The following is a 12,439-nucleotide window of genomic DNA, read 5'->3' as shown; positions in this document are numbered from 1 at the left end:
TCAATTAAAAGGATGTCCTGATGACATCCTTTTAAAATTCCTACAAAGCCAATCAGTAAAGTTGTTTCTCAATCAGCAACTGCTGTAAATGCTGCTTTTGTTCAGCAGTGAGCACTCGGCTGACATTAAACACGTATTTTGCTCGCTGGTAGCGCACCTGACTCTGAATGTCCCCAATGGCAGACAGTTGTTTCTTCGCCGCACTGTCATCCCACACGCCAGATTTAAACATACTCACAATAGCATCCTGAGCCAAAGCATCAGTATTAATCTTGCTGATCTCTTTTTGTGCCTCATCACGCAGTGCCTTCACCGTCTTTATTTGTTCTGGTGTCAGATTTAATTGCTGTGCCAGGCTATCTTGCGGCAGCGTTTCTGTTGAGGTAGATGCAGAAGCCATACCTGAAAAAGTCAGAGCTGTTGCCATCATGGCAATTTTAAACATTTTCTTCATTCGATACCCTTAAAAATAATAAGTAACAATTCCAATAGCACCCTTATATTAATAACGCAGCAAGAATGACATTGAAAATCCTTAGTCGTTTATTTTTAAACAAATAAATTAACTATTTGCTAACAACGTTCACTAAAACATTGCAGGTATGTAATCTGGCGCCCCCTATATTGGGAATAGATTTTATTAGCCTGTATTCTTGCTGTGAATTATTATTAAAAGAAAAGGTGAAAATTCCTAATTTTTATTTTAATGACACTCCATCCAATCAATATATTTGTCCTGGAGATTGTCGGGAGAATTGATGCTGCTTTATACCCTGATTTGCGAAAATATTATAAAAGCGTTTATTTTCAAACAGTAATAACAACACATAGTAAAAAGCCACACTATGTTGCCATAGTGTGGCTTCGTACTGCTTACTTATTTGATGGTTGCTTTCTTAGCTCACATCCCTATGAGCTACAGGCAGCATAAAGTTAATAAGCCAGGCATTCAAAAGCATTCTTATTTAAAAATAAATCTCATTTTTTTGATAAAAAAAACCCGCCGGACGGGCGGGATTATTGTATTGGCACTGCAAGATGCACAAACAATATTAAAGGATCGAATCACTCGAATTGATGATATCAATGAGGCTTGATGTCTCAACGTGATAATTGTAGTGCGTGATAATTTCTGCGGCAAATTTATTCATGTGTAAAAATAAACTTCTCAGAAGCTAAAATTAACCCCGGCGTAAGCGCCGTCCGCTATGATATTGTCTCTGTGGCCATCTTTCCCTTCCATACCAACATAACGGTATCCGCCATCAACGGAAAATGTTTTGTTCACATTCCAACGCAGACCCGCATTGGCTTCGCCGTACTGTGCAACGCCGCTTGAGAGCGAATCAGGTGAAAAATAAGCATCACCAAACAGAGTAAAATGTTCACCAAGTGGAAGCTGTGCACCACCACCAACCGCTACGGCATAACCTTCGTCGTTATCATCCGGGTTCAGATAAATTGTTTTGCCCCCGAGGGTGATCAACACGGAACCCAACGGAATATTCCAGCCTAATCCCAGACTCGCAACATCACCGTCATTATCGTTATGTGCCCAGTTGCCACTGAAGGTAAAACCGGGTTCATTGGCGCCAAAACTCATGCCCAGGTTGGTCCATTTAGAACCCGCCTCGCCGTGAAATGAAACTGCATTTGCCGAACCTGCGGCAAGTGTCGCAACAACCAGATAAGCCACTTTTAAATATTTCATCGGTTCCTCTTTTCTACATAGGGTTTTCAGATCAAAAAAAAGCCCGATAGGCACAAATGCATCGGGCAAAACGGACGTTACTGCTATTTTTTTAATGGCATATTAATGCTTACTGCTGTGCTGCTACACCGGCGATTTCAACAACAACGCGGCGATCAGGTGCCAGGCAGTTAATCAATTCTTGACGCTCAGTCACTGCATCACAAGTTGTTCCAGTCACCGGCTCGCTTGGACCACGGCCTTCGGCCTGGACGTGTTGAGCTGGCATACCTAAACGAACCAGTTCATCCGCAACGGCTTGTGCACGTTTAGTAGAGAGATCCAGGTTGTAATTCTGGGAACCCAGACGGTCTGTGAAACCGATAACCACTGTGGTTTTCTCTTTAGACGCCTGAATTTCTGGGCGGTTGTAGAGATCACGTACTGCAGCTTCACCTGCTGGTGAAAGCACTGCAGAGTTGAAGGCAAACATAACGTCTGACTTGAGGTTGAAGCGCTGTGGCTCAACTGGTGCTTCTTCTACAACTGGTGCTGCAGCAACTGGAGCTGGAGTATTTTGACCAAAGCGGTAAACCACGCCTGCCGTCACGGTGCTAACATCAGCAGTCATACCAATTTGGTTGGAGTTACCAACATTGCTAACCCACTGGTATTCCAGACGGCCAGCCCAGTTGTCGTTAAACTCGTATTCGGTACCAAATGCCGCCAATGGGCGAACGCCGGTTTCAAACTTGGTGTTGCCATCTTGTTGTGCTTCAGCACGGTACGCCATTGCACCAGCACGGCCGTAGATGTCCCAGTTTTCATTGAATGAATAGCTGGCTTTCATTGACAGTTGCAGACCTTGAGAGCCCAGTTTGGCACCCGCTACACCGTTGTTGCCTTCAACTTGCATGTTGCCAAGGTAGTCGTAGCCACCTTCAACAGCCAACCATGGAAGAATTTGGTAACCACCAAATACACCACCGCCGACATTATCGCTGCTCAAATCAAAGTCGGTAGCGTTGCTCAGATTATCATTGAAATCATTGTTACCATTGCCGTCAAAATAATGTGACCAACCTAATTTAGCACCGCCATACCAAGTATTGGTATCGGCTGCGGCATTAGCGTTCGTTACTGCGAAGGCGTTGAGTGCGATTAACGCAATAAGAGTCTTTTTCATCATATTCCTTGAAGTCGCTGCTGGGAGATTTCTCAATGGTATTAATGTTCTAGCGACGAATAGTATTCAGATTCCCCAATAGAAGGAATTTGAACTTTGTTTAAATTTAAATGAAAAAGAAGTAGATGAAATTATTGCATTAACGCACCAATAGAATTAATAACGCTAAAATAATTAGCCTGCTTTAGAATTTCTCAGGCAAATTTATAACTTCTAATAAATAGCCACCACGTCGAATATCAATGTAGCCACCATTTTTCAAAGCAAACATAACATTTAAAATACTGCTACGTGATAAGTGCGTTCTTTCCTGAATGTAATCCAGAATTGAAGTTCTTAAACGAGATTCTTCCGGCAGACGATTCATCTCAATAAGGTGACCACGAATAATGGAATAGGTGCGTTGTTGCACCACGACCGAGTCACGGTAGAAAAGATGGCTGGTGTAATAAGCGAGAATAATAGCAACATCTTTCCACAGCCCTTCTTGAGTGATTATCTCATGCGCCAGGCTGGCATCAAGACGAAGCATGGTGCATTCGGTTTCTGCACGCAGGATATGGCTACGCAAAGGTTGGATGCTCTCTGCAATACCAAACAAATTTTGACCGGCTACCGTCGCGATAACCAAACCGTCCGTTGCGCGGAGTACTGAAATCTCGCCTTTCTTGAAAACATAGAACTGCGGGACATCCTTATATTCCCAGTTGATACGCTTGCGAGGAATGATCTCCATCGGCGTTCCATGGGGCTCAAGGATAGAAAGCAGGCGCTGAATGGCGGCTTCTGGTCGTGTAGGAGGAGGTATAATCATTTGTTTTCCTGAAATTACTTACTATATATGCAGGTTCCTTGAAGTATATACCACGCCAAAGATCTAGCTGGGAGCGCTACCTTAGCGGTGTTTAGTACTTAGATACAACTATGTTTTGCAAAATACATACACTATTCGATAAAAATTTTACAACTATGTCGATGATGAAAAGAAGTGTAATTTCTGACTTTTCCTCTTGCACATTATTGTGATTCTGTGCAATTAAAAAATCGCTAAATGTTTATTTTTAAACAAAATAAATGTGGTGCCATGCACGCCTTCTCATTAGTGTCTCCGAACATTTTCTTACGGGGGCACCCATCTATGATTCTGGACTATCTTGCCTTAGGCGCTCTTATATTTGTGGGACTCACGCTCTTTTACGGTGTCATTGTTGTTCACGACATCCCCTACGAAATTGCAGTACATCGTAACCACCCGCACCAGGATGCGATTCATGCCGCAGGTTGGGTGAGTTTATTCACATTGCATGCATTATGGCCGTTTTTGTGGATCTGGGCGATGTTATATCGCGAAGACCGTGGCTGGGGATTTGCGACTAAAAACCATGAACTGGACGCGCTTCGTGAACGTCTGGCTCAACTGGAAGCTCAGCAAAAAAATAACACAGCAAACCATCAGTAACTGAATTATTGAGCAGGATTCATTGTGGATTTATTACTTATTCTTACATATACCGCGCTTTGCGTTGGTATATTTAAATTCTTCAAAATTCCATTAAATAAATGGAGCGTCCCTACTGCAGTTCTGGGTGGGATTATTCTTATTGGCTCTCTGCTTTTATTAATGAATTACAACCATCCTTATACTGAACGCGCCCAGATGGTTACCGTTACGGTACCTATTATCCCTGAAGTATCGGGTACGGTGGTAGAAGTGACCACTAAATCCAATACCATGCTGAAAAAAGGCGATTTCCTGTTCCGTATTGACCCAACGGCTTATCAAGCAAAAGTCGAGTCAATTAAAGGTGAGATTGAAAGCGCGCAGCAAAATGTTGAAATGCTTAAAGCGCGTCTGGCTTCCGAAAATGCCGATATCGCCCAGGCTAAAGCGCAACGTGATTTAGCCATGAAAGATGCTGACCGTTACCGCAATGGCAGCCAGGACAAAATGAAAAGCCCGTTCACCGACCAGGAAGTGGTTCGTGCGCAGCAAACTTATCTGGCGGCACAAGCTCAATGGCGCTCTTCTCTGTCGAAGAGAGACCAAACGGCAGCGGAACTTAGCGCTCTGATTAACGGCGAAAATGCCGTGGTGTATCGACTGAAATCCAACCTCAAAGAAGCAGAATACTTCCTTGAGAAAACCGTTATTCGCGCCCCTACCGATGGCTACGCGACGCAACTTTTCCTGAAACCAGGCATGTTTGTACGTCCGATACCGTTGCGTCCCGTCATGGTGTTTGTACCGGATCAGAAAACCAGTGTTTACGCCGTTTTCCGTCAGAACTCAGCGCTGCGTTTAGTCGCAGGTGATGAAGCCGAAGTGGTGTTCAACGGTCTGCCAGGCAGCGTCGTGAAAGGAAAAGTGAAACAAATCCTTCCAGCCATTGCCAACAGTAGCTACCAGGCACAGGGACATCTGCAAGGCTTAAGCCTTGACCCGAAACTCGACGGAATCTACGCAGAAATTGAACTCCACAACGTGGCAGATGTTGAAAGATTACCTGCAGGTACCATGGGACAAGTTGCCGTCTATTCAGATCATTTCGAGCACGTTTCCATTATCCGTAAAATCCTGCTGCGTATGACCAGTTGGATGCACTACCTGTATATCGATCATTAACAGAGGTAAACCAGGAGCTCCCCATGCAGAAAGCAAAAATGTTCACTCTTTTCGCCATCGTTATTCTGACATGGGGGAGCACCTGGCTTGCGATGAAGTTCGCGTTGGTCAGCATGCCACCTATCTTTGCCACGGGCCTGCGCTTTTTAAGCGCAGCTCCGCTGCTACTGTGGCTATTGAGAATCACACGCTCTACGTTGTTATTCCCACCAGGCCACCGTATTTTCCAGTTCTGCGTGTTCCTGTTCTGTTACTGCCTACCCTTCACATTGGTGCTCTACGGTGAGCAATACGTCGATCCCAGCACCGCTGCGATAATCTTTGCCGTGATGCCTGTCGCCGTAATGCTTATTTCGATTGTAGTGCTCAATGCCCCTACCAGCTTGTTACAACTCATGGGTGCCATGCTGGCATTGCTATCACTGTTTTGCATCCTGCAAGAGGAGGCAAGAGTGAGCATGAGCAACAATTGGAAAGGTGCTTTAGCCGTGGTTCTCGCCGTATTCATGCATGCTTTTATGTATGTTCAATGCAAGAAGCGCAGTTGCCAGGTATCGCTTTTCACGTTTAACACCCTGCCTTGCCTCGCCGCTGGATTAATCCTCACGATGATTGGCGTAATCGTGGAGAAACCGATGCTGGAAAATATTACGTTGCTGTCGTTTGCCTCGATTATTTACCTTGGCATCGTGGCTGGCGTGTTCGGGATTTTGTGTTACTTCTCGCTGCAAAAGCGCATTTCGACGTTCAGTACATCGTTGGTATTTATCTGTTTTCCGGTTATTACGGTCTTTCTCGAATGTCTGTTGATGGACAGCGTATTCTCACAAACATCATGGGCTCTGCTCGCGATGATGCTGGGCGGCGTCTTCCTGTCTCTAATCTCTGTAGAGAAGAGAAAAAGAGTCTCGACATCGCAACAGCAGTGGAATTAGCGCGATTTTTTCTTTCCCATATTTACAACTTATTAATAACTGTTAAGAATGGATATTATTTGAACATAAATATGGTCAATGTCAGAAGAGATCCTCAGGCAGCAGATCCAGAACCTTAAAAAGCATAACGCCCGGCTCAGAAGAATCGCCCATGACTCACGCAACAAGCTGAGTGCGGCTCTCGACGGGACAGGTTTGTGCTTGTGGCAACTCGATGTAAGCAGCGGCAAGCTGGTGATTTTCAATCGCCGCTGGGGTTCCATGTTAGGTTATCGTCCCAAAGAACTCAGCGCTCATTTTGATGTGTGGCGTGAGCACCTGCACCCTGAAGATAAAGATATGGTGCTCGCTGCGTTTTATAACCATCTCGAAGGGAAAGCGCCATATTACGAGGCGTTACACCGCATGCAGGCTAAAAACGGCACCATCACCTGGGTGCTCGACCGGGGAAGAGTGACCGAATGGAGCGATGAGGGAAAACCGTTGAAAGTTACCGGAACCCACATCGATATGACCAAAGAAAAGCAGTACGAGGAACAGCTTGCGAAGCTCGCCAACCACGACCCACTCACCGGTCTTGCCAACCGCCACGCGCTGCATGCGCAGTTCGATCTATTAAAGAAACTCGGCCCGCTGTCAGTGGCTTTTATCGACCTTGATGATTTCAAAAACGTTAACGATACCCTGGGGCATCGCAGCGGCGACGAAGTTCTGCTACAGCTGAGTCAACGTTTGTCCGAAGTCTGCCCTCCAGAAGTGACGATTGGCCGCATAGGGGGCGATGAGTTTATCCTGCTGATTCCGTGGGCGCTTGAAGATACCGAAATCAAAACCCTCGCCCGACGCTGCCTGGATGCTGCCATTACTCCGTTTGAATTGAGCAATGGCGCAGCTAAAGTCGGCGCATCCATTGGCGTTAATGAATCCTGGGCGAGCGACAACTTTGCCGACGCGGTGATTCGTGCCGATGAGTCCATGTACCTGATTAAACACACTGGCAAGAATGGCATCGCACTAGGTTCCAGCATCCTGCTGCACTGTTAAGCCAGATATTTGCGGAACCAGTCAAGAGTTCGCGACCATGCCAACTCCGCCGCCGCCTTGTCATAACGCGGTGTCGAATCGTTATGAAAACCATGATTCACACCCGGATAGATGTAACCCTCGTAAACTTTATGATTCGCTTTGAGCGCCGCTTCGTACGCAGGCCATCCTTCGTTAATGCGCGAATCCAGCTCACCGTAATGCAGCAATAATGGCGCTTTAATACGCGGCACATCTTCCGTTTTTGGTTGGCGTCCGTAGAACGGTACCGCAGCGGCTAATTCTGGATAGGCGACCGCTGCGGCATTAGCGACCCCACCACCGTAACAAAATCCAGTAATACCGACTTTTCCCGTCACGGCTTCGTGGTGCATCAAGAACTCAATCGCAGCGAAGAAATCATTCATCAGTTTGGTGGGATCGACCTGAGATTGTAGTTCGCGCCCTTTTTCGTCATTCCCCGGATACCCCCCGACAGAGCTCAAACCATCGGGTGCCAGCGCAATAAACCCTGCTTTAGCAACACGCCGCGCCACATCTTCTATGTAGGGATTTAGCCCACGGTTTTCATGTACCACGACAACGCCCGGCACTTTACCCGAGGCTTTTGCGGGGCGCACCATGTAGGCTCTCACCTGCCCGTGCCCTTGTGGACTTGGGTACTGAATGTATTCAGCCAAAATATCGGGATCGGTAAATTCCACTTGCTGCGCGAAGGCGTAATTTGGCGTCAGCAAAGTGCCAAGCGCTACCGCCGAAAGCCCACCGACCACAAACTTCCCTGCCAGGTCGAGAAACTCACGTTTGCTGATTTTGCCGTGGACGTAGAAATCGAAGTATTCGAGTAATTCAGGAGGGAAATCTTTTGCGGTAAGTCTGGTCATTTGCAGGCCCTTTATCGATAAAAGATGGATAAATAATGGCCTGCATTTGATGATTTTGCCTGTTCTAATTTAAGCGGGATTTCACGACATTCACTCGCCAGATCCCGAAGCACACCAGCACCAGCGCAAGGGCATAACGCCATTCCAGAATGCTTTCTTGCAAGAAGATGGCGGAAAGCACCGCACCCGACACCGGGATCAGGAAGTTAAACGGCGCAATCATTCCCACGCGATTGTGTTTGAGCAGCAGGCTCCACAACGCAAATGCCACGGAAGATAACAGCGCCAGATATCCCAGAATCGCCACAGACTCCAGCCCGTGAAACTCAAGCCGCCCGCCGCATGCGTAGCCTCCGACCGTCAACACCACCCCACCGATGGCGAGTTGCCAGCCGGTCATGATGGTCGGATCCATCGTTTGCGAAATTCGCTTTCCGTACAGCGACGCGGCAGAAAGAACAAACGCCGCCAACACAACGAAGCCGTCCCCCATCCAACTAAAACTAAAATCCATCAACTGGCTGTTGAAGTTCACTACCATGACACCGGCAAACCCCAGCACGCAGCCCACCACTTTGTTAATGCTGAGCTTGTCGTTTTGATAGATAAAATGCGCCAGCAGTACGCTAAAGAAAGTGCCTGTGGCATTCATAATTGAGCCTTTCACACCAGTGGTATAAGCGAGGCCAATATAAAAAAAGATGTATTGAATGGCAGTTTGGGTAACACCTAACACCGCGAGTTGCGAAAACTGGTGGCGGGATAATCGTGAAATCGACTTGCCTTGCAACATAGCAAACGCCAGCAATAACAGGCCTGCGATGACAAAACGATAACCGGCGAACACAATTTTTCCCGGTAAGTCATCCGTCGCTATTTGAAAAATCTCATAACCGTTTTTAATTGCCGGGTAAGCACTTCCCCATAACAAGCAACAAAAAGCGGCGCCCATCCAGGCGAATTTCTTGTTAGTAAAAAGTGACACACTGTTATTCACAACTTCATCCTATGAACAATTAAACACAGTTTTTCTGCCAACCATTATCCGGATAAATGCCATAAATTGCTTGTTTTTAGTTCGAAGAATGCTTCATTCCGTTCCAGCACACCACGCGGTGTGTACATAAGGCTCATCTTGCCGCTACAGAACGATGAACACCACAATTAATAACATTATCACATTCACTATATGCCATATATTTCACTCAATATATTCAACGAGTAAATATTTTATATAAAATAATTTATAGTTGTCGACTTATGATACCGGTATATAATCCATCACAGCTTTTAAGGAAATAATAAAAATTATCTTTCAAATATAAGGGAGCACGTAACATGAATTTCAGGTCAACAATATACTTATGTGCGACAGCATTTTTACTGGCCGGTTGTGCACCACGTTCCCCCATTGATGCGAAGAAAACAGGTGTATCCAGAACAGAGAGCAGCGCAAACAGAAATACATCTGCACTGCTCACGGACAAAGATATATTTGGTAATGAAACCACCCTGGCGGTTTCTGAAGAGGATATTCAGGCAGCACTAGAGGGGGAAGCCTTCCGCGTACCGCTGAATTCTACGGTTATCCTCGTTCAATCAGGCAGCCATGTACCGGAAACCGCTATACAACAAGAAATGAGTAAGTATTACACCGTTTCAACTTTTTCAGGGATTCCAGATAGGCAGAAACCCGTTGTCTGTAATAAGACAGAAGAAGGGGAACCTGTAGCTAGCGAAAATATGAATTACATGCAGGCACTGCGCTATATTGCAGCAAAAGGACATCAGAAAGCCATTATTGTTTACCAGGATACTTTGCAGTCAGGTAAATACGACACGGTGACAAAAACAACGGTATGGTCGGATTATAAAAGCGAAAAACTCCCGGATGTGGCGTCATTACGATACCTGGTTCGCTTTACGTTATTGGACGTAGCAACAGGTGAATGGGCAGCCTGGTCTCCGGTGAATTATGAATATAGTATTCTCCCTCTACAGACTGGAAAAATGGACATGGGTAATACGGAGCAACAAATTACTCAGCTAAAACAGAAAACCTATGCAGCGGTAGTTAAAGATTTGGTTAATCGGTATCAGTAAATAAAATTTGGCAGCCGCGGGTTTTGGCGGCTGCTTATATACTGTTACTATCTAAGATAAATCCATATTTAAATACCACAATATCCAGACATATTAACCTTCTTTTCACCATTTTTCGTTTTGATGGTGATAACGGCATTCACGTCACCTCCCTCGTCATCACCTGAGCCTTTTATCGGAGTCTGAGTTGAGATAATAGTCATATCATCGCTTTTGAAGATTGAAATATTTTTTTCTGAAGACACCTTCTCTAATATGGTTATTTTCCCATTCAATTTCATGATGGCAGAGTATGAACATTTCTTTCCAGCAGGGCAAATGTCGCCTTCAACATAGTTATCAAAGCCCTTTTTTTATTATCAACCAAGCTCAAGGTACAAACAAAGTGTTGTAAACCATTAATTTTATCAACATTAAAGCTATTTATGACAAGGCTTTCTATCGATATGCCGTCAAGATTTTCTGCATTGCATAAAATAGTGCCCGACATCATTAATCCTAAAATTATCGCTATATTTTTGAATATTTTCATTCACTCCTTGAATATTATGGGTTAGGAATATTACTTTCCGTTGAATCATTCCAGCCGCCCTGGATATATTTTATTTCACTGTCCGAAATGGCACCCAAGCATTAATCACCACAATATCCCGACATACTAACTTTCTTTTCACCACTTTTTGTTTTGATGACGATAACGGCATTGACGCCACCATCTTCATGATCCTTACCTCCTTCACTAAAATCATATGTTGTAATAATAGTCATATCATCGTTTTTGAAAACTGAAGTATCTTTGTCTGACAACGTCTGTTTCAATATCTTTATCTTTCCATTCAAAATCATAACTGCAGAATATGTACATTCCCCACCCACAGGGCAAATATCTCCTTCAGTATAGTTATAAAAATACTTTTTCTTATTTTCAGCCAAGATCAAGGTACAAACAGGGGATAAACCATCAATTTTATCGACATCAAAATTATTTATGACAAGGTTTTCCGATGGAATATTGACAGGATCTGCTGCAACACAGGAAATAATGCCAGACATCATCAATCCTAAAAGAAGTGCGATACTTTTTAACATTTTATCAATTCCTTGAATATTAAGGGTTAGGAAGAATATTTTTCCATACATCCAAGTATGGGGCAGGGTTTGTCAAATCGGCACGTCTTCTGTAAGGGCCGCCACGTTCGCCTCTAATTGAAAGTTCAGCCGAAGATGCTGCATTGGTATAAATCTCCAGATGCAGCATGGATCTACCACTGTCGAGTCTCCCAACCTTAGCAATAACCTGACCTTTGGTGACAATCGCACCACCTATATATGACCCATTAGCAATTTCACCATAACGAACGAGAATGTTGCCATGCCTGATTGATACAGCGGAAGTTCCTGAATAAAAGGGCCATTGATCATGAACTCGCACCCCATCAGCAACAGCATAAATAAGCGTTCCTTCAGGAAATATCAAATCACAACCGGCATGTCTGCGAGCGCCTCTATCGCGCGGAGCCCCAAATTGGCGGCCTCCATTTAACCATGATTGGCCAGGTAGTCTGGGGAAGGGAAAACAGAACCCCTCATTTGTCTCTGCCACAGTACCATTTGATCCAGTTGTCGTGCTATTTGAACCGCCAACACTACCACTTGAACCAGCAGAAGAACTTGACGGGCTACTAATTACAGGGTCCAGCCCCCCCAGTTTTCGCCAGGTTTTCGGCCCCACGATACCATCATCATTCAACCCATTAATTCGCTGAAATATTGTCACTGCGTTGTAAGTATTCCTACCAAAATCACCGTCCTCTACGAGCTTTGGCATAGCATTATTTTTATTGAGCAATTGTTGCAACTTTAATACGTTGCTACCTTTTGCATACATCCAAAGTGTTGCGACCATATTTATTCTCCTTGTGAAACATCTCCCGTTTCGGTTTTACTTAACACTGACTGAAGTCTATTTATTTG

At 44.9% G+C, this 12,439-nt stretch carries 14 protein-coding genes; 5 read left to right on the top strand and 9 right to left on the bottom strand.

What is annotated here, in order from left to right; genetic code table 11:
* Positions 1-52: 52 nt before the first annotated feature.
* The 4 genes from BSPA111_RS17850 to BSPA111_RS17835 all read right to left on the bottom strand — a co-directional run bounded on the left by BSPA111_RS17850 (position 53) and on the right by BSPA111_RS17835 (position 3,690).
* Positions 53-454: a Spy/CpxP family protein refolding chaperone gene (locus tag BSPA111_RS17850; protein WP_183272496.1), complete on the bottom strand. Its 402-nt coding sequence runs from the start codon at positions 452-454 to the stop codon at positions 53-55.
* Between the two features lie 714 nt (positions 455-1,168).
* Positions 1,169-1,711, bottom strand: a complete 543-nt coding sequence (locus BSPA111_RS17845) for a YfaZ family outer membrane protein (protein ID WP_183272495.1) — start codon at positions 1,709-1,711, stop codon at positions 1,169-1,171.
* A gap of 109 nt (positions 1,712-1,820) precedes the next feature.
* The gene (gene ompA / locus BSPA111_RS17840) at positions 1,821-2,876 is read right to left on the bottom strand and encodes a porin OmpA (RefSeq protein WP_183272494.1); all 1,056 of its coding nucleotides are present in this window, start codon (positions 2,874-2,876) and stop codon (positions 1,821-1,823) included.
* Between the two features lie 184 nt (positions 2,877-3,060).
* On the bottom strand, positions 3,061-3,690 hold the full coding sequence (locus tag BSPA111_RS17835; RefSeq protein WP_183272493.1) for a helix-turn-helix domain-containing protein: 630 nt from the start codon (positions 3,688-3,690) through the stop codon (positions 3,061-3,063).
* Between the two features lie 324 nt (positions 3,691-4,014).
* Here BSPA111_RS17835 and BSPA111_RS17830 point away from each other — a divergent pair, with 324 nt between their 5' ends.
* The 4 genes from BSPA111_RS17830 to BSPA111_RS17815 all read left to right on the top strand — a co-directional run bounded on the left by BSPA111_RS17830 (position 4,015) and on the right by BSPA111_RS17815 (position 7,478).
* Complete coding sequence (locus tag BSPA111_RS17830) at positions 4,015-4,335, top strand: DUF3302 domain-containing protein (RefSeq protein WP_183272492.1); 321 nt, start codon at positions 4,015-4,017, stop codon at positions 4,333-4,335.
* Between the two features lie 24 nt (positions 4,336-4,359).
* On the top strand, positions 4,360-5,499 hold the full coding sequence (locus tag BSPA111_RS17825; RefSeq protein WP_183272491.1) for an HlyD family secretion protein: 1,140 nt from the start codon (positions 4,360-4,362) through the stop codon (positions 5,497-5,499).
* A 23-nt stretch (positions 5,500-5,522) separates the two neighbouring features.
* Positions 5,523-6,434 carry a DMT family transporter gene (locus tag BSPA111_RS17820; RefSeq protein WP_183272490.1) on the top strand — a complete coding sequence of 304 codons (912 nt, stop codon included), beginning with the start codon at positions 5,523-5,525 and terminating at the stop codon, positions 6,432-6,434.
* Positions 6,435-6,512: 78 nt separating this feature from the next.
* Complete coding sequence (locus BSPA111_RS17815; RefSeq protein ID WP_183272489.1) at positions 6,513-7,478, top strand: sensor domain-containing diguanylate cyclase; 966 nt, start codon at positions 6,513-6,515, stop codon at positions 7,476-7,478.
* On the opposite strand, the gene yghX is transcribed toward BSPA111_RS17815, so the two are convergent.
* On the bottom strand, positions 7,475-8,362 hold the full coding sequence (gene yghX / locus BSPA111_RS17810) for a YghX family hydrolase (RefSeq protein ID WP_183272488.1): 888 nt from the start codon (positions 8,360-8,362) through the stop codon (positions 7,475-7,477). The genes BSPA111_RS17815 and yghX overlap by 4 nt on opposite strands.
* Before the next feature lie 64 nt (positions 8,363-8,426).
* On the bottom strand, positions 8,427-9,314 hold the full coding sequence (locus BSPA111_RS17805; protein WP_183272698.1) for a DMT family transporter: 888 nt from the start codon (positions 9,312-9,314) through the stop codon (positions 8,427-8,429).
* Between the two features lie 386 nt (positions 9,315-9,700).
* On the opposite strand from BSPA111_RS17805, the gene BSPA111_RS17800 reads away from it, so the two are divergent.
* Complete coding sequence (locus BSPA111_RS17800; RefSeq protein ID WP_183272487.1) at positions 9,701-10,465, top strand: hypothetical protein; 765 nt, start codon at positions 9,701-9,703, stop codon at positions 10,463-10,465.
* Between the two features lie 277 nt (positions 10,466-10,742).
* Here the strand turns inward: BSPA111_RS17800 and BSPA111_RS22695 are convergent, their stop codons facing one another.
* From BSPA111_RS22695 to BSPA111_RS17785, 3 genes are all read right to left on the bottom strand, one after another.
* Positions 10,743-10,997: a hypothetical protein gene (locus BSPA111_RS22695; protein WP_255459300.1), complete on the bottom strand. Its 255-nt coding sequence runs from the start codon at positions 10,995-10,997 to the stop codon at positions 10,743-10,745.
* Between the two features lie 101 nt (positions 10,998-11,098).
* The gene (locus BSPA111_RS17790; RefSeq protein ID WP_183272486.1) at positions 11,099-11,554 is read right to left on the bottom strand and encodes an adhesin; all 456 of its coding nucleotides are present in this window, start codon (positions 11,552-11,554) and stop codon (positions 11,099-11,101) included.
* Positions 11,555-11,573: 19 nt separating this feature from the next.
* On the bottom strand, positions 11,574-12,371 hold the full coding sequence (locus BSPA111_RS17785; protein WP_255459299.1) for a peptidoglycan-binding protein: 798 nt from the start codon (positions 12,369-12,371) through the stop codon (positions 11,574-11,576).
* Positions 12,372-12,439: the final 68 nt, after the last annotated feature.

The sequence above is a fragment of the Buttiauxella sp. A111 genome, assembly GCF_014189855.1.
GTDB lineage: Bacteria > Pseudomonadota > Gammaproteobacteria > Enterobacterales > Enterobacteriaceae > Buttiauxella > Buttiauxella selenatireducens.
Note: the sequence above shows the minus strand (reverse complement) of the source record. Positions and strands in the feature narration are given on the sequence as shown.

Coding starts and splice junctions, on each gene's coding strand:
- BSPA111_RS17815 (WP_183272489.1), top strand. CDS start 6,513: ATGTCAGAAGAGATCCTCAGGCAGCAGATCCAGAACCTTAAAAAGCAT.
- BSPA111_RS17830 (WP_183272492.1), top strand. CDS start 4,015: ATGATTCTGGACTATCTTGCCTTAGGCGCTCTTATATTTGTGGGACTC.
- BSPA111_RS17805 (WP_183272698.1), bottom strand. CDS start 9,314: ATGGGCGCCGCTTTTTGTTGCTTGTTATGGGGAAGTGCTTACCCGGCA.
- BSPA111_RS22695 (WP_255459300.1), bottom strand. CDS start 10,997: ATGAAAATATTCAAAAATATAGCGATAATTTTAGGATTAATGATGTCG.
- BSPA111_RS17835 (WP_183272493.1), bottom strand. CDS start 3,690: ATGATTATACCTCCTCCTACACGACCAGAAGCCGCCATTCAGCGCCTG.
- BSPA111_RS17845 (WP_183272495.1), bottom strand. CDS start 1,711: ATGAAATATTTAAAAGTGGCTTATCTGGTTGTTGCGACACTTGCCGCA.
- BSPA111_RS17820 (WP_183272490.1), top strand. CDS start 5,523: ATGCAGAAAGCAAAAATGTTCACTCTTTTCGCCATCGTTATTCTGACA.
- BSPA111_RS17850 (WP_183272496.1), bottom strand. CDS start 454: ATGAAGAAAATGTTTAAAATTGCCATGATGGCAACAGCTCTGACTTTT.
- BSPA111_RS17790 (WP_183272486.1), bottom strand. CDS start 11,554: ATGTTAAAAAGTATCGCACTTCTTTTAGGATTGATGATGTCTGGCATT.
- yghX (WP_183272488.1), bottom strand. CDS start 8,362: ATGACCAGACTTACCGCAAAAGATTTCCCTCCTGAATTACTCGAATAC.
- ompA (WP_183272494.1), bottom strand. CDS start 2,876: ATGAAAAAGACTCTTATTGCGTTAATCGCACTCAACGCCTTCGCAGTA.
- BSPA111_RS17785 (WP_255459299.1), bottom strand. CDS start 12,371: ATGGTCGCAACACTTTGGATGTATGCAAAAGGTAGCAACGTATTAAAG.
- BSPA111_RS17800 (WP_183272487.1), top strand. CDS start 9,701: ATGAATTTCAGGTCAACAATATACTTATGTGCGACAGCATTTTTACTG.